This window comes from Clostridium sp. Marseille-QA1073, from assembly GCF_054863625.1.
Map to the genome: position 1 here is coordinate 112,564 of NZ_JBSVQM010000006.1, position 24,315 is coordinate 136,878.

The following is a 24,315-nucleotide window of genomic DNA, read 5'->3' on the forward strand; positions in this document are numbered from 1 at the left end:
AATTCATTGCTTAATTCTGTAGAGCTATTTTCTTAATTATAAAGCTCTATTATTTATTAGAGAATTTTTTTATAATTATTTTTCTTATCTTACCATTTTTAAACATATCCTTCTTTATATTTATACTTTAATGTATTCAACTTTTTATATCTACAATATTATACTAAAACCAATATTATTTCTCCTTAAAAATAAAAAGCTTAGGGTAAAATAAAAATTTATTTTACTTCTAAGCTCTATTTTTATATTAAATTTGCAAAAATAATTGTCCTAAACTTATATATTTAATCAAATATCTTTTCTTTAAGTATTCGATAAAAAGGTTTTTTATTTACATGATTATTAGTTATTAAAGGCTCACATAATAATTGTCCTTTTTCGTCACTTATGATTATTGATCCAACCATTTCGTCTTTATTAACTGGTGCTTTTAGGGTATTAGGAGCTTTTATTTCTACTTTTAGTTCTTCATCTTTTTTTGCAAGCATGTTTATATCTTTATCTAGAGACAATTCTAACGGTTCTTTTCCATCTTCAATATCTATTTCCTTAACTAACTCACCCTTTGAAAATAGCTTTTTATATTCGTAATTTTCTTTAACATAATTAAATATTTTTTTAGTTTCTTCCCATCTTGGAGTACAATTTAAAGTCACTATTATAATGTCTCCTCCATCCATATTTATTGAAGATACCAAACATTTTCCAGCCTTTCCTGTATATCCTGTTTTTACTCCATTAGCATTTGGCATCTGATATAGTAACTTATTTATATTTTCATAATCTCTTGTAAAATTGTATTGCTCTTTAGAAATAGATTTAGAAGAAACTATTTCCTCAAATTTAGGAATTTCTTTTGCCTTTTTAGTGGCCATTGCTAAATCATAGGCTGTGGAATAATGATACATGCTGTCTAATCCATGAGGAGATTCAAAATGAGAATTTATTAATCCAATCTGCAAACAATGTTCATTCATCAATTTGCAAAACTCTTCTACAGATCCTGAAATTCCTTCTGCTATAGCAATTGCTGCATCATTACCGGATTTAAACATAAGTCCATATAATAACTCATGAAGTGTAATTTTTTCATTTTCTTTATATCCAACAGTTGACCCTCTTATACATGCAGCATTTTTTGATATAACAAACTCCTCATCTAAATTTCCATAGTTTAAAGCTACTAAAGCTGTGATTATTTTAGTAGTACTGGCTATCGCTATTGAAGAATATGCATTTTTTTCATAAACTACCCTGCCGCTATTACCATCTATAGCTATTGCACTTCCTGCATTTACATTTAATTCTTTAGCATAACATATAGAAAACATTGATGAACTTATAATTAATACTGTTAAAATCATTGAAATAAATCTTAAATAGATATTTCTCATTGTATCACCTCGATTAAATAATTAATTACCATATTAAGTCTAATTATGAATAACTTTCCCCATTGTGGCTAGAATATTAACAATAGACTGGAGGATAATTTATGAAAATTTTTATTATACTATTGTTGATTTTTACAATGATATTATTATTACCTATTCCTCTAAAAATAAAACTTATTTATTTAAACAAAAATTTTCAATTATGGATTTATAATAAGCAATTTAATTTAGATAAAAAAGAGGACAGGGCTAAAATTAAGAAGGTAAATAAAAAACTTAAATATAAGGATAAGATTTACAGTAAAAAGTTTACTCTTAATCATTATAGGAGAATAATAAGTAATTTAAGAAAAAACAAATATAAGATTACCATTAAACTATATACTAAAATAAATTATTCTTTTGAAGATGCTGCAGCAACTGCTATAATCTATGGTTTCCTTCATCAAGCTTCTTCTCTTACTTATGCAATCTTAAATCACTTTTTTTATGTTAAAGATTTCAATACTGAAATAAAAGCTGAATATAATAAGTCTTATATAAACTTAGAAATAAAAGGTATAGTTTTGTTTAATTTTGCAAAACTTATATATATCTACTATATAATCAATAAAAGCATTAAAGATGAAAATATGTTACATCAATGTGAAAAATTACAAATTAAGGAGGAGACATAGATGGAAAATCATCCAATAGAAAATTTAATGAAAAGCACAATGGAAAACATAAAAGACATGATTGATGTCAATACTGTAGTAGGTCAGCCAGTAACAGCCTATGATGGTACAGTTATAATTCCTATATCAAGGGTATGTTTCGGATTTGGTTGTGGAGGTACAGAATTTGAAAGTGTAAGAAATAATAATTCACCTCAACATCCTTTTGGAGGAGGATCCGGTGCAGGAGTAACAATTAAACCTGTTGGATTTTTAGTAGTTAAAGGTGACTCTATAAGATTGTTATCTGTTGATCACCATAATACTTATGATAAAATAATTGATACTGTTCCTCAAGTATTTGATATGGTTAAAGATCTATTTAAAAATGATAGTGAAGGTAATGAAAATACTTTTCAGCAACCTCAACCACCTCAACCGCCTCAACCACCTCAACAGCCTTAACAATGATAAAATATAAGAACCATGTTTTTCATGGTTCTTTTTACTCTTCATCTTCAAAACTATCTAAACTTGGAATTTCTTCTATGTTTTCAAAATCAAAATGTTTTAGAAACTCATCAGTAGTAGCATATAAATTAGGTCTTCCTACAACCTCTTTTTTTCCCGTTTCTTTAATTAGATTTTTTTCTATAAGGGTGTAAATTGCTCTATCACTTTTAACTCCTCTAATCTCTTCAATTTCTACTCTCGTAATCGGCTGTTTATAGGCAATTATAGCTAAAGTTTCTAAAGCTGCTTGAGATAAAGATTGTCTTACATTAGTTTTAAGTAATTTTTGAATATAATCAGAATTTTGAGGCTTAGTTACAAATTGATATTCCTTATTGTTTTTTATTATTTTAAGTCCTCTGACTTCTTCTTCTTTATACAATTTCATTAATTCTTTCATTAACTTTTCTGTATAATCTACAGAGCATTCTATTATAGATGCTATAGTATTTACACTTAATGGATCCCCACTAACATAAAGCAATGATTCTATAATAGAATAATATACTTTTTTATGAGACACTTCTTCTATTTCTAATTGATTATTATCATATTTACTCACTATCCTCTATCCTTTCTATGTATATATCATAAAAATTTTTTTCTTGTATAACCTTCACTGTTTTCAACTTTATCAATTCAAGCAGCGCTAAAAAAGTAACAATAACCTCAGTTTTACTTTCATATTTACGAATAAGCTTCGTAAAATAAAGTTTTGACTGAGAGGATGTTAAACTCTTTAATTCTTCCATCTTATCTTCAATTTTAAAAGTTTCTATTTGAATCTTCTCTTGGAAATTTGAGCCTACATTCATTTTGTTTATGTAATTATTTATTAGCTCATTATATAAATTATACAAATCTAACATTGTTACATTCTTAAGTAGATCTAATGGATTTTCTTTTTTACTGCTTTTTTCTTCAATTATTTCTGGTTTTTTGCTAAATACCGCTCCTGTTTCCCTTTGTTTAGATGCTAAAAATTCAGAAGCTAATTTATATTTTTTATATTGAACTAACTTTTCAATAAGTTCCTTAGCTGCATCTTCTTCATTTTCACTTTCTTCAACTTTAGGCTTAGGTAATAAAAGCTTTGACTTAATTTCAATAAGTGTAGCAGCAATAACAATAAACTCTGAAGTTATTTCTAAATCCATTTCCTTCATATCATTTAAATATTGTAAATACTGATTTGTTATCTCCATTATTTTTACATCATAAATATCCATTTCATTCTTTTTAATTAAATGTAACAATAGATCAAAAGGACCTTCAAAGTTAGTTATTTTAATACTTAATGCCATAAAAATACTCCTTTTTTATATTAGACATCTTTAAAAAATAATTAATCATCATGTTAAATTTTACATATCATATTTCATTAGAAGAAAGCAATTATATTAGCTCTATTAGTAGAACCTACTTTCTCATTTGATAAAAAGTATTTCTTTCATTTTAACTTTAAATAATTATTTTATTACATTGCCTTAAGTTATATTTTATTATTCAGCGTGAACTACTATATTCTATGTATTATATTAATTAAGAAAATTTATTACAGAAATTAATTAAAATCATTTAATTATATAAATATAATAAGTTTAAAATTTGTTGTTTTTTAAGAATACAATTGAAAAATTCTCAGGCTCTGCTGAGAATTCACTGTAACAGTATATTGATTAGTATTATTAATCCTCAATTATATAAAAACACACTAATTTCTAAAATAATTTCTCTCTAGTATTATAGCATCTTTATAGCTAAAATTCATTATTAAAGTAAAAATCCTAGGTATAATACCTAGGATTTTACTCTAATATTTTATATATTTTAAATTGCTTTATCAAATAAATCAGAAATACTATTTTTAATATTTTTAAAGAATTCAGATTGTTTTACTTCTCTATCACTATATAACTCTACTTTTCCTAATAACTTATTCCCTATATAGACCTCACAATAACCTACAATGTCACCTTCTTTATAGTGCTTTCTTGTGGTATCTATAGTGGTTTTTTTCACTATTTCTTCTTCACTATTCTTCTCCATTGTTACTTTTAAATTGTCTTTAGCTTTGGCTATAAAGAAGTTATCTCCTTTTTTATTTAGAGCTACTCTTTCGATTTCTTCATCTTTTCTAACTGCATCTTTGCTTTCAAATTTGGCAAATCCATAGGTCATAAGTTTACTTGCATCCGCATTTCTTATTTTATAAGTTGGAGAACCCATAATAATTGCAAGCATTCTTACATTATTTCTTACAGATGTTGCAGAAATACAATATTTCGCTTCCTCTGTAAATCCTGTTTTTAGTCCATCGCAGCCTTCATAGAATCTTACTAATTTATTATGATTTACTAATTCTATCGGAGTTTTACGACCTTCACTTATCGTTTCCATATAAATTGAAGAATACTTTAATATGGTAGGATGCTTTAATAATTCCATAGACATAATAGCAATATCATTTGCCGTAGTTAAATGTCCATCAGCACTTAGTCCTGTGCAGTTTCTAAAAGTTGTATTTTTCATTCCTAATTCTTGTGCTCTTTTATTCATCATTTCAACAAAAGCTTCTTCTGTACCACCTATTTGCTCTGCCATCGCTACTGCAGCATCATTTCCGGAAGCAATAGCTATACCTTTTAATATCTCTTCAACGGTTCTAACTTCACCTTCATCAAGTATCATGCTACTTCCACCCATGGATTTTACCTTAGCACTACAAACAATTTTATCATCTAATTTAAGCTTACCAGAATCTATAGCTTCCATTGCTAATAACATAGTCATAATTTTAGTAACAGATGCTGGTGCAAATTTCTCATTAGGATTTTTTTCAAAAATCACCTTACCACTAGAAGGCTCAATTAATAATGCTGATTTAGCATCAACCTCTACAGAATTTGTAGCTGCTTCTTTATTTATTTTCTCCTCAGCTTTTACTGGAATAACTAAGAACTGGCTTAATAATGTAAAACTTAATAATAAGCTCAATAGAGTTTTTTTATTTTTTTTCATTGTTATCCTCCTTAAGTAAAAATTATCTAAACTTATTTTTACCTAAAATAAGAATATTATCACAGAATCCACTAAAATTTATATAATATAAAAAAATATTGTACAAAGTTAAGACATTTGATCAATATTTATAATATTTAAAATTGCTATCAATGAGTTAAATCTATTATTTATCTATATAATGTAAAAATTATCAATCTAATTATTATATGTATTTAATAAATATACTTTTCTTTGCTAAATTTCTAATATAACCTTAAATTACATTAGAAATTTTCACCCTTTATTTTATCTAAGCTTATTTTTATAAAAGTAAAGCTTTCTGCACAATACAGAAAGCTTTTTATCTATTTTATTACATCATATATTAATGGTATATTATCTTCATAATTTAGAGAGATAACATAATTACTAATCACTCCAGTTTTAGCTCTTTCTATATTACTTTCATCATTGGAATGAATATATGCTAAAACTTCATTTTCTTCAACTTTATCTCCTCTTTTTTTATTTAAAACAATTCCTACAGCTAAATCTATTATTGACTCTTTAGTTGCTCTACCTGCACCAAGTTCCATAGCAACTATTCCTAATCTTTCAGCATGTATTTTTTCAACAACTCCAGATTTAGGGCTTAAAACTGGTATTACATATTTTGCTTTAGGAAGTTTTGAAACGTCATCAATTACAGATTCATCTCCACCTTGAGCTTTAACAAATTCCTTAAATTTTTCTAAAGCTTTACCATTTTTTATTACTTCTTTAAGCATTTCTCTTGCTTCATTTTCATCTTTAGCTTTTTCTGCTAAAACTACCATATGGCTACCTAACATTAAACATAATTCTTCTAAATCTTTAGGACCATTGCCTTTAAGTGTATTTATAGCCTCTTCAACCTCTAATGCATTCCCTATTGCTAAACCCAGTGGTTGATCCATGTCTGATAATACTGCTATAGTATTTCTATTAACAGACCTTCCTATTTTAACCATCTCAGTTCCTAATTCACGAGCATTTTCTACTGTTTTCATAAAGGCACCTTCTCCAACCTTTACATCTAAAACAATACAATCTGCTCCAGAAGCTATTTTTTTGCTCATTATGCTAGATGCAATTAATGAAACATTGTCTACTGTAGCAGTAACGTCTCTTAGTGCATATAATTTCTTATCTGCTGGTGCTAAATCAGCAGTTTGACCACCTACAGCAATTTTAATGTTATTAACATTATTTATAAATTGTTCTTCACTCATAGCCACCGAAAAGTTTTTGAAAGTCTCGAGTTTATCTATTGTACCACCAGTATGTCCTAAACCTCTTCCTGACATTTTAGCTACTGGAATATCAAGTGCTGCAACCATAGGTGCAAGTATTAATGTAGTTGTATCTCCTACCCCACCAGTACTATGTTTATCAACCTTAATTCCTCTTATAGGACTTAAATCTATAATATCTCCTGAATTAACCATAGCCATAGTTAAATCAGCAGTCTCCCTTGCATTCATTTTTTGAAAATATATTGCCATAAGCATAGCTGACATTTGATAATCTGGTATTGCTCCCTTAGTATAGTTTTCTACTATAAAATTTATTTCTTCTGTACTTAATTCTTCATTATTTCTCTTTTTTAATATTAAATCGTACATTCTCATAGTATATTATTTCTATCGTGCACAATAAAATTTTATGCCAATAAAAATATTCCACCTCCTTAAGTTACATATTCTTTACTATTTCCTTTACTAAGGATATAAATTTAGTCATCGCTCTATTTGCTGTTTCCATTACCTTTGAATGATCTAATGGTTCCAAATCATCTGCTATTGCCATATCAGTAATGCAAGATATTCCTAAAACTTTCATAGACATATGATTAGCCACAATAACCTCTGGTACTGTTGACATTCCTACTGCATCTCCGCCTATTTTTCTTAACATTCTAAGCTCATATGGTGTCTCATAAGTAGGACCTGTTACTGGGCAATATATTCCTTCTTGCAATTTTATATTTAATGTACTTGCTGCTTTTTTAGCAATACTTCTTAATTCTTTATCATAAGCATTAGACATGTCTGGGAATCTTGGTCCTAATTCTTTATAGTTTTTACCTATCAATGGATTGTCACCCATCATATTAATATGATCATTAATGAGCATTAAGTCACCAGCCTCAAATTCTGGATTCATACCTCCTGCAGCGTTAGTAATAATTATCTTATCAATTCCTAAAGATTTTATTACTCTCACTGGGAAAGTCACAATTTCCATAGAATATCCTTCATAATAATGAAATCTGCCATTCATTGCAAGAATACGTTTTCCCATTAACTCTCCAATTATCATTTCCCCTGCATGTCCTTTTACAGTAGACTCAGGAAATCCTGGAATATCTTTATATTTAATTATAGTAGTATTCTTTATGTCCTTTACTATTCCACCTAGGCCACTTCCAAGTACTATAGCTAGGTCAATTTTCCTATTTTCTTTATTTAGAATATATTCTCTAGCACTATTAATTTTTTCTAATAATTCCATATTTCCCTCCAAAGTTTTTTAGTTAAGCATTTCCTTTAATATTTAAAAGGAAATACTTAACTAATAATAAATTACATTCTTGCTATTATTTCTTTTACCAATTTAACAAATTGAGACTTTACTTTAGCGGAAGTTTCTATTACTTCATTATGATTTAGCGGCTGATCTAATATTCCTGCTGCCATATTTGTTATACATGAGATTCCTAAAGTTTTTATCCCGCAATGTCTAGCTGCAATAACTTCCGGAACTGTTGACATTCCTACTGCATCTGCACCTAAAATTCTAGCCATCCTCACTTCTGCTGGTGTTTCATAAGTTGGGCCTGAGAACATCATGTATACACCTTCTTGTAATTTTAAGTTTAGATTACTACTAACTTCATGTGCTAGCTTAATATAATCTTTTGAATATGCTTCGGACATATCTGGAAATCTTGGTCCAATCTTATCATCATTTTTTCCGATTAATGGACTATTTCCACAGAAATTAATATGATCATTAATAAGCATTAAATCTCCTGGTACAAATGAAGTATTTACTCCACCAGCAGCATTTGTAACTATTAATGATTTAACTCCTAAATTTTTCATTATGTATATAGGTAGTGCTAAAGTGCTTATATCATATCCTTCATAATAATGGAATCTACCTTGCATCATTATAACATTTTTACCATTAAGCTTTCCAACCACAAATTGCCCTGCATGGCCTTGTACTGTAGATACTGGTAAATTAGGTACTTCAGAATACTTTATTACAGTTCTTTCTTCTACTGTATCTGCCATATCACCAAGTCCTGAACCTAATATTACTCCAATTTCAGGCTGAAAATTTAATTTACTTTTAATATACTCCACACTTTCCATAACTATTTTAATATCCATATTACTTCCTCCTAATTCGTTAATAAGTCTTTAAAGCTTTCACCTTTAAGCTCATTTTCTATATCTAATAAATCAAGTACAGTTTTTCCTATATCGCAAAAACTTTTTCTTGTACCTAAATTTATATTTTGCTTTATTTTTTTTCCATAAACTAATACTGGTATATATTCTCTTGAATGATCTGTACCCTCAGTGGTAGGATCACATCCATGGTCAGCTGTTATTATAAGCACATCATCTTCACCTAAGTTTGCTAATATTTCTGTTAATCTATTATCAAATTCTATTAATGCCTTAGCATAGCCTTCTACATCATTTCTATGACCGTATTTCATATCAAAATCAACTAGATTTGTAAATATTAATCCACATTCCTCAGTTTTCATATAATCTATAGTTTTATCTACACCATCCATATTATCTTTTATATGAACTGAATGTGTAACACCTCTTTTATTAAATATATCCTCTATTTTACCTACAGCCATTACACTTTTATTATTTTCTTTAATGTAGTCTAGTATAGTTTTATCAAATGGGTCTAATGCATAATCGTGTCTATTAGAAGTTCTTTTAAATTCACCTTTTTTATTTCCTAAAAATGGTCTTGCTATAACTCTTCCTACCATTTTATCATCTACAAGCATTTCTCTTGCAATTTTACACATATTATAAAGCTCTTGTAATGGAATTATTTCTTCATGTGCTGCAATTTGGAACACACTATCTGCTGAAGTATAAACTATAGGGTATCCTGTTTTAATATGTTCTTCTCCAAGTTCTTCAATAATCGCTGTACCTGAAGCAACTTTATTTCCTAACACTTTTCTCCCAATTCTACTTTCAAATTCTTCTATAATCTCTTTAGGAAAACCTTTAGGGTAAGTTTTCAATGGTTTTTCTAGTACAACACCACTTAATTCCCAATGTCCTGTAATTGTATCTTTACCTTTAGAAAGTTCCATACATCTGCCGTAAACACCTTCTATATTATTACAAGCTTTAATATTTTTTATTTCATCTATATGCCCTAATCCTAATTTTTCCATGTTAGGCAATGAAAATTCATTTATAGATTTGGCTATATTACCTAATGTATTACTTCCTTTATCGCCATATTCATTTGCATCTGGAAGTTCTCCTATACCAACACTATCCAGTACTATAAGTACAACTTTTTTTGTCATCTAATCCTAACTCCTTTCAGTTTATCAATATTACTATGCTCTAGGATGAGATTTTCTATAAATCTCCTCAATCTTATTTTTTCTAGAAATAAATGAGTAAATTTGGGTAGCACTCATATTATTATGACCTAATAATTCCTGAACAGATTTAATATCTGCGCCATTTTGTAATAAGTGAACTGCAAAGGAATGCCTCAAAGTATAAGAATTCATGTATTTATTTATATTTGCTTCTTTAGAGTAATATTTAATTATTTTCCAAAAACCTTGTCTACTCATCTTATTACCTTTAATATTTAAAAATAATAAATCAAAGTTATATTTATTAAACTGATCACGTACTTCCAAATATTGGCTAAGATATTTACATGCAGTTCTGCCTAAAGGAATTATTCGTTCATCTTCATCTTTGCTCCTAATTTTAATATAAAGAAGCTTTAAATTTATATCATAGATTGTTAACCCCAATAATTCACTTACTTTTATCCCAGTAGCATACATAACTTCTAACATAGCTTTATCTCTTATACCTTTAGCCGTAGATAAATCTGGCTGTAATAAAAACTTATCTACTTCTTCTACTGTTAAAATTTTAGGTATTTCTTTTTTATTTTTAGGAAGCTCATAAGCTAAAGTTGGATCTTCATCTACTATTTTATTTATAAGTAGGTATTTATAAAAATTTCTTATTGAAATAATATTACGAATAACTGAAGTATTAGCTTTACCTTCCTTTTGTAACTTTTGTGCATAAAGAATGATTACATCAGTAGTTATAGTATTTAACTCTTCATCTCTACTCTTCAAAAAATCAATGAAATTGGTTAAATCTCTTTTATATGCATCAATTGTATTGTAAGATAAATTTTTAAACTGTAAATGCTCAATATATTTTCTTAATAATTCATTCATATAAAACTCCATAAAATCTAAAAATTTATAAAAAGTTTAAAGATATGAATGTAATTATACTAACAGCTCACGTTGTTTATCAACAGATTTACAAACTAAAATACTATTTTCGTATATTGTTGATCCCTTAGTTATCAAATGAAATATATAATCTAATATATTTGGTAATATTATCCCCATAAAAATTATGATGATTAAAGTTCTAAGGTATAATATCAGAAAATCCCTTAATTCTTTATTCATAAAATGATACCCCTATATTTATAACATTAACTTAATTAGAAAAGGACTTATAAAGGTTTCAAAAAGTATACCTACGAAGGTAACTAATCCACAGCATAAAAGAGTAGCTGAATAATTTAAAGTATTTAATTTTAGATTTATATTTTTATAGTAAACTTTGTTCTTAATTTTAGAAAAAGAATATTTAATTCCTAAAACTGATGCGAAGATAATACATGGAACATAAATAAAATTTTGCGGAAGAACTCCTAAAAAGGATAATAAAGCTCCTTTATTACTTAATTTTGATATAAAAAAGCTAAAAGTAAAACCTATTGTAAATCCTTTAAAAATATTTAATATTAATATTATTGGTATACCTATAGCTGTTAATCCTAAACCCCAATAGGCAAAGATGATAAATATATTATTTTTCACACCTTGAATGAATATTGATTTATAGCTTGTACTTTTTATTGAATAACTATCAGATATTACCGTTATATAATTTACAATTGAATCTTTTTCTACAGCTGTTAGCTTTTTAACTCCACATATACCTAAAACAATACCTATACAAAGGCAAAGTATTGCAATAAAATATAAGATTAAATCTTCATCTAATTGCCTATTAAATCCTTCTGATAAAGTTCTTAAAGACATTCTAACTCCTCCTTAACTACATAAAGTTAATTAATATTTATGTAGTAAGATAAAGTTATATGCCATTAAAATAATTATAAGAAGCTCAATGCAGCGATAGTCTTACCGTCAATTATTTCTCCATTCTTAATCATTTCTTTTATTTCTTCTATTCTATATTCATGCAAATTTATAAACTCATCTTCATCTCCACCTATATTTCCTTCATATAGATTTATTGCTTTAAATATGTGAATATACTCATCACTAAAGCCCGGAGTAGTTGCTATTTTCCCTAAATATTTTAGTTCTTTTGACTTATATCCTGTTTCTTCTTCTAATTCTCTAATAGCACATGATTCTGGATTTTCTTCAACTTCTAATTTTCCTGCTGGTATTTCTAATATTGACATATTTAATGGTTTTCTAAATTGCTCTACTAATATTAAAGTATGTTTATCTTTAAAAGCTAATATAGCCACTGCGCCTGGATGCTCTATAATTTCTCTTTTACTAATCTTACCATTAGGAAGTTCTACATCTTCTATTTTTAAATTTAAGATTTTTCCTTTATATATATATTCTTTATTAATGGTTTTCTCGTAAAGCTTCATAAAATACCTCCTAAAAAATTCAAACCTATGTAATACTTAATGATATACATAGGCTAATAAATAAATTTATTTTTAATTCAAACTTACTGCATTTAAATTACTGAATATCTCCTTAAAGTCTGCCTATTAATCAGCCTAAAAATTCCAGTTTATTGACTTTATTATATAATACTTTATCCAGAAAAATCAATGACAAATAAAAAATATCTAAATTAAATTAGATATTTTTTAAAATAAGATTTAAAATAAAAAACAAAACAATTATTTATCTTAATTAGATAGTTTATTGTTAATCTCATTACTTACTTTAGTCATTTCTTTTGTATTTTTAATCATGTTCATTAATAAGTATAGATTCCATTATAAACATTATCTCTAATAGATATTTCAAACTCTTTATATAATTCATTTTTTTCATTTAAAAGTTCGAGAAACTCATCATAGTCTTCTTGCAATTCTCTTGATGGTTTTAAATTTTCATATTTCTTTATAATTTTTTCTTCTTCTCTTATTAAATTAGCTAACTCATCGGCAATTTCTTTTATTATAAGAAGAAGTTAAACTAGAGATTTTTTCAAAATAATCAATGACATTTGAGCTCTAGTTTATTATTTTCTATATTAAGATTCTCATATTGTTCTTTAAATTCTTTTAAATTACAACAGAAAGTTACCCCCCGCGCGCACCCCCCCCCCCCCCCCCCCCCCCCCTTGTATGCACACACTGTTGTATATTATACATAAAAATAATATAGATGTTAATAATAACCATATGTTTACCTTTGCGAGAATTTCTTTCATTAAAAACTGTTTTAATATACATAAAATTCCTCCTGCTAATCACTGTTAGTTAGAATTATTGTATAATTGCAATATTCTATAAAAGTAGATTTATTCCTCTTAATTTTTATGATATAAGACAATGTTTTATTTCTACATATTTTAAAATTCCCATAAAATACTTATACTTGTTGAATTAACTTTATATTCTTATATCTAAGGTAGTTTTTCTTTTCTTTTAATAATCAATTCTTTTATATAATTTTAAAAAACCTTTTTAGAACATCTTCTAAGTATGAATTACACTCTATTAATCTAGGCAAAAAAAGAAAACCTCTTATTGGTTCAAATCTCTATATGAATCAATAAGAGGTTTCGTAAAATATCCCATTTTAATCAACTTAATAAAACATATCAGTTGATGTATAGCTATAACATTTTTATCTATGCAATTTTTCTAATTTTAGTAATGTCGACCTATTATATTCTATTATCCCACCCTATTTTTTAATCTTAACTTATCTGCAACCATTGCAATAAATTCAGAATTTGTAGGTTTACCTTTATCATTATGAATAGTATACCCAAATAATTTATTTATGGTATCTACTTGGCCTCTGCTCCAAGCTACTTCTATTGCGTGTCTTATTGCCCTTTCAACTCTGCTAGCAGTAGTATTATATTTCTTAGCTATAGTTGGATATAATTCCTTAGTAACTGCAGATAAAAATTCAATATCATTTACAACTAATGTAATAGCCTCTCTTAGATACATATATCCTTTAATATGAGCAGGAACACCTATTTCATGAATTATATTCGTAATTTCCGCCTCTAAATTCATAGGTTCATTTTGTGTAGCTTTTACTTCTGGTGTATCTACTACTATTGGTTTTTTAGTATCGTCACTAGTTATTGTATTATTAAACATTTGTCTAATTCTCTTTGTAAATACATCCATATCGAATGGTTTCACTACATAATAGTCTGCTCCCAATGTTATTGCTCTTTGAGTGATTTTATCTTGTCCTACTGCAGATAGAACAATTATTCTTGGCATAGGGTCTAAATTCATGCTATTTAATTTTTCAAGTACTCCAAGTCCATCTAAATGCGGCATAATTATATCTAAAACAACTAATTCAGGTTTCTTTTCCTGTATTAATTTTAAAGCTTCTATACCATCCTTTGCAATCGCAACAACATTTATATCTCTTTGACTCAATAAATAATCATTAAGAATATTACAAAATTCCTTATTATCATCTGCTATAAGTACACTGATACTAGTTTGTTCCATATTATTATACTCCCCTTTTTCTATAAATTGCCATATACTAACAATTTATAATTTCGACAAAACTAAAACAATTCCTTCTTAAAAAATCATAAAAAAATAAAAATGTGAATAATTGCTAAAAATAATAAAATGTATAAAATAATACTACTCTTATACATTTTATTATTTTTTATACATAAAATCTACCTATTTTGTTAAAATCCCCGCATCATTTAACATCCAATCTATATAAATTCCATATCCAGTATCTGGTTTATTAATTAAAACATGAGTAACAGCACCGATTATTTTTCCATTTTGTATTATAGGACTTCCGCTCATACCCTGTACTATACCACCTGTTTTTTCTAAGAACTCTTTATCTGTTATTCTTATAATCATACTTTTCGACCCTGGTTCCTTTTGAGGTAAAAGTTTTTCAATTTCTATATTATAAAACTTTGGTTCACTTCCCTCTACTGTAGTTAGTATTTGAGCTTTACCTATTTTTATCTCGTCTCTAGATGCTACAGGTAATGGAGTAGAATAACTGTTGTTTATTAGACCAATATTTCCTTCTCCAAACACTCCACATTCAGTATTATTAGTGATATTTCCAAGACACTTTTCTTCATCAACGAATATTCCTCTAAGTTCTCCTGGATTTCCTTTTGTTCCTTTTCTTACTGATACGATATTAGAAGAAACTACTTCTCCGTTTGATATATTCATTATATTACCTGTATCAACATCCGTTATTGGATGTCCTAGTGCTCCAAATTTTCCTGTATTATTATCATAAAAAGTTAACGTCCCAACACCGGCAGTTGAATCTCTTACCCAAAGTCCAATCTTATATTTGCCATCATTTGCACTTAAAACAGGTTTCACTGTTATATCTAAAGTTTCATCTTTTCTAGAAACTGTAATAGTAATATCATCACCATTACATCTGTTTACATAAGTAGATACATCTTCGGAACTCTTTATATCTACTCCATTTATTTTTATTATACTATCTCCAATTTGTATTCCTGCTTTTGTTGCAGGACTAACAATTCCATCTTTTGTTTCAATGTCAGACAGAGCAATTATTAAAGCACCTTTAGTATTAAGTTTTATTCCTACAGGCTGACCTCCCGGATATAGTTTTATTTCGGAAGTTTTAGCATATGTGCTTTGAGTTAATAATATATCGTTATTACTAAAATCGTTAATGTTGCTACTTTGTATATTATTTAGATCATGATCTTTAGTATAGGATGCTTCTATATGCCTATTTTCTTCTTTTAATGGATTATGAATAATATATTCATTAAAAGAACTATAATTGCTTATAGTTAGTGATAAGAAAATTGATATAAAAAAGCACCATAAACCATTATATCTCTTCATAATGCTATACCTCCTTTTCAAGTCTGTACTCTTAAATTGCCCTGTTTTAATACTTATTATGTTGAGAGGATATTTCTTTAAAAGTTAAAATTGATATGATATTACTATTATTTAGAAAGGTTAATAAAAAGATCTTTAATAAATACTTATCTTTCGATTACTATGAAAAGGTAGGAAATTATATATTAAAAAATTTTAAACTTAATTTAATATCTTATTAATTGTATATTATTAATTTAAAATTCTATATATGTTAAAAAGTTTAATAATTACTGATATTTTAAACTAATAATTAAAAATTATTTTTTTAACATAACTACCATTATTTATTATTTTTTTAATTTTATTAATTTATTTATTCTGTTAATTATAAAAAAACTATGAATTAATTAAAATTAATTCATAGTTTTATTTTGTCATTTCTTTTTTATATTATGTATATTATATTATATTTCGCTTTAAAATATTTGCCATTTCAATCATTTCTTCTGAGTTATCCAAAGTTAATTTAGTAACTTCACTACCACCTATCATTCTTGCAATTTCATATTTTTTTTCTTCTCTATTCATTTTTGTAACATTAGTATAAGTAGTATTTTCTAATGATTCTTTTGTAATTAAATAATTATAATCTGCCATGCTAGCAATTTGAGGTAAATGAGTTACACAAAAAACCTGATGATTCTTCGAAATTAAGTACATTTTCTCGCCAACTCTTTGAGCTATTCTTCCACTTATTCCTGTATCTATTTCATCGAATATTACTGTAGGAATTTCATCCTTATCTACAAATACAGTTTTAAGTGCCAGCATAATTCTAGATAGCTCTCCACCAGATACAATATCCTCTAAAGGTTGAAGTGGTTGACCTGGGTTCGTGGAAATATTAAACTGCACCTTATCACTTCCGTTACTTGATAATTCTGTAGTATGTATTATTTCTATTTTAAATGTACTCTTATCAAGTCCTATGTAATCAAGTTCTTTTTTTATATTTTTTTCTAATTGTTCACTAATTTCAACTCTCATATTATAAATGTTTAGAGCTTGTTTTTGCATTATATCTACTAATTGCACTTTTTCTTTTTCTAGCTTTTCAATAATTTCTCCACTATTAAGTAATTCATCAAGTTTTTTTTCTAAATCAGATTTGTAACTTAATACATCAGCAATAGTTTCTCCATATTTCTTCTTACAAACTCCTAATTGATACATTCTGGAATTTACAAATTCTAATTCTTTCTCATCATAATAAATATTATCTTTTAAAGTTCTAATTTCATCTGTATTTTGCTCTATCAAATAATAACATTCCTCTAGAGCATTAGATATATTTTTAATCTCGCTCTTATGGTTTTCTATAGTTCTTAGTTCCCTAATAACATAAGATAATCCATCAATTACAGAAAATCCTTCTTCTAGATTATTTTTTAATAAATTATAAGAGGATAATAAACTTTTTCTATTTTTTCAGCATTAGATAAAAGTGAAAATCTTTCTTCTAATTCCTCATCTTCTCCTAATTTAGGATTTATATTATTTATTTCATCAATTTGAAACTTAATAAAATCCATATTTTTCCCTCTGATTATTATTACCTCTTAAATCAGAAATTTTTTTCTCAATTGAGGATAACTTATCATAGTTTTCTTTATAATCATTTAGCAAATGTTCTATTTTATCACTACCAAAGGCATCTACATAATTTATATGATTACTATTATCTAATAAATTTTGATTTTCATGTTGACCATGAATATCTAGTAACACTTCGCTAATTAATTTTATTTTTGATAATATTAAAGTTTTATTATTTATCTTTGCAATAGATTTACCTGTATTAAAACTTTCTCTAGTTAAAACTATTACATCATCATAATCTATATCTAGTATATCTAGAATATTTTTAGTTTTTTCATTATCAATAGCAAAAATTGCTTCTACTATAGTCTTTTCTTCACCAGCTCTAATTAAATTTTTATTAAACTTTCCACCTAAAACATAATTAATTGCATCTATTAATATAGATTTTCCTGCTCCAGTTTCTCCAGATAAAACATTAAAACCTTCTTCAAAATCTATAGATAATTCTTCAATTAATGCAAAGTTCTTAATATTTAATTGTAAAAGCATCCTTTAATCATCCTATCTATGAATCAAATTTTTAATTAATGATACTATCTCTTCTGCTTTTTCATCGCTTCTAGTAATAACTAAAACAGTATTATCTCCAGCTATAGTACCTGCTACTCCATCTAGTTCAAAAGAGTCCAGTGCTTCTGCGGCTAAAGAAGCTGAAGCGGATATAGTTTTAACTACTAAAAACTTATCAATTTTTTCTACAGTTAAAGCAGTCTTTGATAACATATTTGCCATAGCATTTGGATTATAATTTTTTGCTTTAGTTGGTGCTGAATACTTGTATTTTCCATTATGAGATAAAATTTTTATAAGATTTAACTCCTTAATATCTCTTGAAACTGTTGCTTGGGTTACATTAATCCCTTCATTCCTTAGTTCTTCCGCTAATTCTTCCTGAGTTTCAACATCTTTAGATTTAATAATCTCATAAATCTTTTCATGACGTAAACTTTTCACGAATCATCACCTTCACACTCTATTGACCTAGAAATTATTTTTTTTCTTAATACCTTAAAATAATTATAGTCATTAAATTTTATTAATTTACATTTTCTTGGTAACACTTCTACAAATACTTCTTCATCATGATTAAGTTCAACCACATTTTGACCATCAATATTTAAATAGGCATCTTCAGAATAAGATTTTATTTTAATATTTATCTTGTTCTTAGAATGTAATACTATTGTTTTAATTCCTACTGAAATTGGACAAATTGGTGTTATTGATACAATATCCAGAGTTGGATAAATTATAGGACCTCCTGCTGATAATGAATATGCTGTAGATCCTGTTGGAGTGCTAATAATTAATCCATCTGCTTTATAATTTATATAAAAGGTGTTATCTATATATATATAATAACTAATGGCTCTGGATAAAGTTCCTTTTGATACAACAATATCATTTAAAGCTGTATAATAATATTCACTATTGCTTTTGGGAAGTGAACATTTTATCATCATCCTATCATCAATATGAAATTCTTTATTAAGTATCCTTTTAATTGCCTCTTCAAAGCCGGACAATTCTATACTAGATAAAAAACCCAAATGACCTATATTTACCGCCAGTATAGGAGTCTCAAATTTCTCCACCGCTCTTGCAGCTCTTAAAATAGTTCCATCCCCACCTAAGGCTATCAATAAGTCTAAATCCCTATTTTTTTCTTCTTCTAAATGAAGAGCATCATAGAATTTGTATATTTCACAATTTATAAAGTATTTTCTTACTATTAATTCAACATACTTTATTGTTTTACCTTCTTTATCTTTTGTCGAATTAATATTTATACCTATTTTTTTCATATCTCCTCCATGGATAATGCAAAATGAGATGAATTTACAACCTTAGAAATAAGATCATAACTAAATTCTTCCTTGTTATTATGATTTTTAGTAAATTCTATTAAATATTCAATATTACCATTAGGTCCCTTAATAGGAGAATAATCTAAATTTATTATTTTAAGACCTATTTCTTTAAGAAACTCTATGATTTTAATTATGACATCTCTATGAATATCTGGTTTTTTAACAACACCTTTTTTATTTACTTTTCCTATTCCAACTTCAAATTGCGGCTTAATAAGAGCAACGCATATTCCATCATCTTTTAATAAATTTACCACAGATGGAATTACCTTTTTTAAAGATATGAAAGAAACATCTATTGATGCAAAATCGCAATATTCTCCAATGTCTTCAAGACTTAGATATCTAACATTAGTATTTTCCATAGAAACTACCTTAGGATTTCTCCTAAGGTCTTCCACCAATTGATTAGTACCAACATCGATAGCGTAAATTTTTTTAGCTTTATGCTTAAGCATACAGTCAGTAAACCCGCCAGTAGATGCTCCAATATCTAAACAAATTTTTTCCTCTAAATCAATTGAAAAAAATTTTAAAGCTTTTTCAAGTTTTAACCCTCCTCTACTAACATAGGGCATAACTTCACCTTTAAACTCTATTAGTACGTTTTCATCAAATTTCTTGCCGCATTTTATTTCCTTTATATTATTAACATAAATTTTGCCGTCAATTATGTACTCTCTAGCTTTTTCTCTAGAATTAGCAATTTTTTTATTATAAACTAAAACATCTAATCTTATCTTATTGTTACACATATAAACTCCTTTATAGAAGATTTATAATACTATTATAAATACCTTCAGCATCTAAATTATAGATTTTATATAAGGTATCTACTGAACCGTGAGTTATAAATTTATCATTAAATCCTAAATTTATAACCTTAGTATTTTTTGAAATACTATTTACATATTGAAGAACATTACTACCTAATCCACCAGATATTACGTTGTCTTCAATAGTTACAATACTATATCCACTTTCTATAAGTTCCTTTATTAAATTCTTATCTAAAGGTTTGATAAAACAAGCATTTACTATTGTACTTTCAATATTATTTTGTAGAAGCTTTTCTCTAACTAAAACAGCATTTTGAACCATTTTCCCAGTAGCTACTAATGCTATTTTTCCCTTCATTTCTTGAAGTACTTCCCATTTACCCTTTATAAGCTTCTTTATAGGAGATAGATGTACATTCTCATTATCTCCACCACGAGGATATCTTATAGCTATGGGATAATTTTCACCTAGCGCAAAGTTAAGCATAGTTTTAAGTTCATCTACACACTTAGGACTCATTATTGTCATATTAGGTATATGTGATAAATAAGACAAGTCAAATATTCCTTGGTGAGTTTCTCCATCTTGTCCTACTATCCCAGCTCTATCAATAGCAAAAACTACTGGTAAATTTTGCAACGCCACATCATGAAGAACCTGATCATAAGCTCTTTGAAGAAAAGTTGAATAAACTGCAAATACTGGTCTTAATCCTGCTGATGCCATACCAGCAGCCATAGTTACCGCATGTTGTTCTGCAATTCCAACATCAAAAAATCTTTTAGGAAATTCTTTCGCAAAATTTCCTAGTCCAGTTCCTTCAGGCATAGCAGCAGTAATTGCCACTACTTCTTTTTTAAGTTTAGCTATATTTATAAGTTCCTCTCCAAAAACAGATGAATAGCTTTTACATTTGCTGGAACTTATTTTACCATTATTGCAATCAAAAGGTCCTACACCATGAAATTTATGCGGAGACTTTTCAGCAAAAGGATATCCTTTTCCTTTAGTGGTTATTGCATGTATTACAACTGGGCCATTTATATTTTTAGCCATTTTTAATACTTTGCTTACCTCTTTTATATTATGTCCATCAATAGGTCCAATATATTTAATACCCATATCTTCAAAAAACATTCCCGGTACTAAAATTTGTTTTAAACCATCTTTAATTTTATGTATAGAATTTACCATTCCCTTTCCAACAGTAGGTATCTTTTCTAATGTAGATGTAACATCATTTTTCATTTTATTATAAAAGGAATCCATTCTTATTTGACTTAAATAAGTTGATACTCCCCCTACATTTTTAGATATAGACATTTGGTTATCATTTAATATTATAATAAGCTTAGTTTTTTTATCACCTACGTCATTTAATGCTTCTAAGGCCATACCTCCAGTTAAAGCACCATCACCAATAACCGCAATAATGTCATTATTTTCTCCTCTTAAATCCCTTGCTCGTGCCATTCCTATGGCTGCAGATAGTGAAGTACTGCTATGACCTGTTTCAAAAAAGTCATATTTACTTTCTTCTCTTTTAGGAAAACCACTTATTCCTCCATAATTCCTTAAACCATCAAATTCATCTTTTCTTCCTGTCAAAATTTTATGAACATAGGATTGATGTCCTACATCCCATATAACTTTATCTTTATCAAAATTAAAAACATTAAACAAACTAATAGTTAGCTCAACTACACCTAAATTAGAAGCTAAGTGGCCTCCGGTTTTTGAAACTTTTTCTATTAAAAATTGGCGTATTTCTTGAGCAAACTCATTTAGTTCCTGTATATTCATCTCTCTTATACTGCTAAAATCACTATAACTATGTAAGTATTTTGTCATTTTTTTATCCTCTTTTTACAAAATGTAATATTTTTGCAACCGTAAAAATTATATCATTGCTTTTTGCAATAGCAAATTTCTTCCCCATAGCTTTTCCCCCTACGGTCATAGAAGCAATTATAGCGCTAACTATAGCCGCTATAAATACATAATTTAAGGTTGGGTATAAATGTTTGACTTTTTCCACTATAACTACGCCTACAGATCCACTTATTATACCACATATATCGCCTACAACATCGTTGCAAAAATTAGAAACCTTGCTAGCATTTCTCATTAATTTTACAGCTATATTGGCTCCCCCTATTTTTTGAGATGCCATTGAATGAAATGGCACTTCATTACCAGCAGTCACAGCGGTACCAATTATATCAAAGATAACTCCTAATAAAACAATAAAAAGTAATATTCCTATAGCTATTGGTACATTTACCTGTGACAGTGTAGCTTCAGATAAGAGTGAAACTGAACCACTTATAATCATCGTGGATATAATAATTACAAAAATCCAACGATTTTCTTTCTTTTTACCTTCTTTTTTTGAATTTTTATTTCTTTTTTTATATCTATCTTTACTCAATATAATCCTCCAAAAAATCAAAAAGTGGTAACATATTAAGTAAATTTTGCGGCTTAGGTCCAGCAGGATTTCCCATAGAGCAACTAAAATGTCGCCATTTCAGTAGTTTCCTTTTAATGCTCTATCTATAGTGTTACCAAATCTATAGGGCTAGATTACCACTTAGTCCACACTACAATCCCTAATATGTTTTACAAAATAAACAGTCTAGGAGATTTCCTCAACAGTTAGGTATTTTTTTATCCTCTTTTGCAGCATAGGTTTTAGTGAGCAATAACCTCAATGCTTTGGCCTAAGCATATTGGTTTGTTCTCACCTCTACCCACCCCACTCAAGGCAAGCTACTCTGCACATAGCTAAGTTTACCACAATGCAGGTTTAATCCATTGCCGTACTTTAGATATTTCTTCCAAAGCACATACAATGGTCTCCACGGATGTAGGGTCAATGTCGCATGCCTTTGCGATTGCCCCACAACCTTACTCCCAGCACCAACCCACAACTGGGCGTTATAAGCCAGCACAAGGAACTTCATCGATATGCTCTTTAACGGATTTTTAGCCCCGTCCTCAAAAATACTTACCTGACTAGAATACTGCACCACCTTTTGAAACACATTATACCACATGAAATAAAAATGTCAAAATCGTAAATTTCACTTAAAAATCTCTTTTAAATTAATATTGGCGCTCTAATAAAAACATGGTTAATTCACTCAATAAAGATGTGTTTTTATTAAGTTTATTTAATAATTCAAAGCATTCTTTAGTAATTTCTTCACATAAACTTATACACTTTTCTAACCCATACATTGTAACAAAAGTTGTCTTCTCATTGTTCTTATCACTTAAACTTTTTCCTATAAAATTTTCATCTCCAGTAGCATCTAATATATCATCTTTTATTTGAAAAGCTAATCCTAATTTATCTCCATACTCCCCTAAAATGCGAATTTCTTCTTCTGTTGCTTCTCCTAAAGTTGCACCACTTATAATTGAAGCTTTTATAAGTTGTCCCGTTTTATTTTTATGCATTTTAAGCATTGTTTCTTCTGATATTTTTTTATTTTCACTTTCTATATCTATAATTTGTCCTAATATCATTCCTTCTGCTCCTGAAGCATTAGCTATAATATTAGAAGCTTTTATTTTTCTTTCTTCACACCTTAAGCATTCATTAAACATTATTATCATAGCTTCATTTAGTAGACCATCACCAGCTAAAATAGCTCTAGCTTCTCCAAACTTAATATGGTTTGTTGCCATTCCTCTTCTTAATTCATCATTGTCCATAGAAGGTAAGTCATCATGTATTAAAGAATATGTATGAATCATCTCCATAGCTGCTGCAAAAGGTAATGCTTCCATATAATTTTCTTTATATAATCCATAAACTAAAAGTAAAAGTATAGGTCTGATTCTTTTTCCACCTATATTTAAACTATAAATCATTGGTTCAAAATATCCTTTATTTTCTGATGGCTTATTTTCAAAATATTCATTTATCCATGTTTCTATTAAATTTTTATAATCTTTTATAAACATTTCCATTTC

General features: G+C 27.7%; 21 protein-coding genes and 1 pseudogene. 2 read left to right on the top strand and 20 right to left on the bottom strand.

Annotated elements, in window-relative coordinates:
* Positions 1–284: 284 nt before the first annotated feature.
* Entirely contained in the window at positions 285–1,394 is a 1,110-nt protein-coding gene (locus ACY1IQ_RS07380; RefSeq protein ID WP_461613340.1) for a D-alanyl-D-alanine carboxypeptidase family protein, read from the bottom strand.
* A gap of 101 nt (positions 1,395–1,495) precedes the next feature.
* On the opposite strand from ACY1IQ_RS07380, the gene ACY1IQ_RS07385 reads away from it, so the two are divergent.
* Both ACY1IQ_RS07385 and ytfJ read left to right on the top strand, forming a co-directional pair.
* Entirely contained in the window at positions 1,496–2,071 is a 576-nt protein-coding gene (locus tag ACY1IQ_RS07385; RefSeq protein WP_461613341.1) for a DUF2953 domain-containing protein, read from the top strand.
* Entirely contained in the window at positions 2,072–2,515 is a 444-nt protein-coding gene (ytfJ, locus tag ACY1IQ_RS07390) for a GerW family sporulation protein (RefSeq protein WP_461613342.1), read from the top strand.
* A gap of 40 nt (positions 2,516–2,555) precedes the next feature.
* Here ytfJ and scpB read toward each other — a convergent pair whose 3' ends face one another.
* From scpB to ACY1IQ_RS07485, 19 genes and pseudogenes are all read right to left on the bottom strand, one after another.
* Positions 2,556–3,125: an SMC-Scp complex subunit ScpB gene (gene scpB / locus ACY1IQ_RS07395; protein ID WP_461613343.1), complete on the bottom strand. Its 570-nt coding sequence runs from the start codon at positions 3,123–3,125 to the stop codon at positions 2,556–2,558.
* Positions 3,118–3,867 (bottom strand): segregation/condensation protein A, encoded by a 750-nt coding sequence (locus ACY1IQ_RS07400; RefSeq protein WP_461613344.1) that lies wholly within the window; start codon positions 3,865–3,867, stop codon positions 3,118–3,120. Before ACY1IQ_RS07400 ends, scpB begins: the two co-directional genes overlap by 8 nt.
* A gap of 526 nt (positions 3,868–4,393) precedes the next feature.
* A complete protein-coding gene (locus ACY1IQ_RS07405) occupies positions 4,394–5,584 on the bottom strand; it encodes a D-alanyl-D-alanine carboxypeptidase family protein (RefSeq protein WP_461613345.1) in 1,191 nt (396 codons plus the stop codon).
* Between the two features lie 347 nt (positions 5,585–5,931).
* On the bottom strand, positions 5,932–7,236 hold the full coding sequence (locus ACY1IQ_RS07410) for a pyrimidine-nucleoside phosphorylase (protein ID WP_461613346.1): 1,305 nt from the start codon (positions 7,234–7,236) through the stop codon (positions 5,932–5,934).
* 64 nt (positions 7,237–7,300) lie between these two features.
* Entirely contained in the window at positions 7,301–8,119 is an 819-nt protein-coding gene (locus ACY1IQ_RS07415; protein ID WP_461613347.1) for a purine-nucleoside phosphorylase, read from the bottom strand.
* Between the two features lie 71 nt (positions 8,120–8,190).
* Positions 8,191–9,006, bottom strand: a complete 816-nt coding sequence (locus ACY1IQ_RS07420) for a purine-nucleoside phosphorylase (protein ID WP_461613348.1) — start codon at positions 9,004–9,006, stop codon at positions 8,191–8,193.
* 11 nt (positions 9,007–9,017) lie between these two features.
* Positions 9,018–10,193 carry a phosphopentomutase gene (locus tag ACY1IQ_RS07425; protein ID WP_461613349.1) on the bottom strand — a complete coding sequence of 392 codons (1,176 nt, stop codon included), beginning with the start codon at positions 10,191–10,193 and terminating at the stop codon, positions 9,018–9,020.
* Positions 10,194–10,226: 33 nt separating this feature from the next.
* Positions 10,227–11,105: a site-specific tyrosine recombinase XerD gene (gene xerD, locus ACY1IQ_RS07430; RefSeq protein ID WP_461613350.1), complete on the bottom strand. Its 879-nt coding sequence runs from the start codon at positions 11,103–11,105 to the stop codon at positions 10,227–10,229.
* 261 nt (positions 11,106–11,366) lie between these two features.
* A complete protein-coding gene (spoIIM, locus tag ACY1IQ_RS07435) occupies positions 11,367–11,990 on the bottom strand; it encodes a stage II sporulation protein M (protein WP_461613351.1) in 624 nt (207 codons plus the stop codon).
* 74 nt (positions 11,991–12,064) lie between these two features.
* A complete protein-coding gene (locus ACY1IQ_RS07440; protein ID WP_461613352.1) occupies positions 12,065–12,583 on the bottom strand; it encodes an NUDIX hydrolase in 519 nt (172 codons plus the stop codon).
* A 1,269-nt stretch (positions 12,584–13,852) separates the two neighbouring features.
* Positions 13,853–14,662 (bottom strand): sporulation transcription factor Spo0A, encoded by an 810-nt coding sequence (gene spo0A / locus ACY1IQ_RS07445; protein ID WP_461613353.1) that lies wholly within the window; start codon positions 14,660–14,662, stop codon positions 13,853–13,855.
* A 186-nt stretch (positions 14,663–14,848) separates the two neighbouring features.
* The gene (gene spoIVB / locus ACY1IQ_RS07450; protein ID WP_461613354.1) at positions 14,849–16,036 is read right to left on the bottom strand and encodes a SpoIVB peptidase; all 1,188 of its coding nucleotides are present in this window, start codon (positions 16,034–16,036) and stop codon (positions 14,849–14,851) included.
* A 441-nt stretch (positions 16,037–16,477) separates the two neighbouring features.
* Positions 16,478–18,169 (bottom strand): annotated as a pseudogene (gene recN / locus ACY1IQ_RS07455) (DNA repair protein RecN).
* 12 nt (positions 18,170–18,181) lie between these two features.
* A complete protein-coding gene (locus ACY1IQ_RS07460; protein WP_461613355.1) occupies positions 18,182–18,634 on the bottom strand; it encodes an arginine repressor in 453 nt (150 codons plus the stop codon).
* Positions 18,631–19,485 carry an NAD(+)/NADH kinase gene (locus ACY1IQ_RS07465; protein ID WP_461613356.1) on the bottom strand — a complete coding sequence of 285 codons (855 nt, stop codon included), beginning with the start codon at positions 19,483–19,485 and terminating at the stop codon, positions 18,631–18,633. The genes ACY1IQ_RS07460 and ACY1IQ_RS07465 overlap by 4 nt, the downstream gene beginning before the upstream one ends.
* Positions 19,482–20,306 (bottom strand): TlyA family RNA methyltransferase, encoded by an 825-nt coding sequence (locus ACY1IQ_RS07470; RefSeq protein WP_461613357.1) that lies wholly within the window; start codon positions 20,304–20,306, stop codon positions 19,482–19,484. The genes ACY1IQ_RS07465 and ACY1IQ_RS07470 overlap by 4 nt, the downstream gene beginning before the upstream one ends.
* A gap of 10 nt (positions 20,307–20,316) precedes the next feature.
* The gene (dxs, locus tag ACY1IQ_RS07475) at positions 20,317–22,182 is read right to left on the bottom strand and encodes a 1-deoxy-D-xylulose-5-phosphate synthase (RefSeq protein ID WP_461613358.1); all 1,866 of its coding nucleotides are present in this window, start codon (positions 22,180–22,182) and stop codon (positions 20,317–20,319) included.
* Between the two features lie 4 nt (positions 22,183–22,186).
* Positions 22,187–22,762, bottom strand: coding sequence for a hypothetical protein (locus ACY1IQ_RS07480; protein WP_461613359.1), 576 nt, complete (start codon positions 22,760–22,762; stop codon positions 22,187–22,189).
* A 677-nt stretch (positions 22,763–23,439) separates the two neighbouring features.
* Positions 23,440–24,306: a polyprenyl synthetase family protein gene (locus ACY1IQ_RS07485; protein ID WP_461613438.1), complete on the bottom strand. Its 867-nt coding sequence runs from the start codon at positions 24,304–24,306 to the stop codon at positions 23,440–23,442.
* Positions 24,307–24,315: the final 9 nt, after the last annotated feature.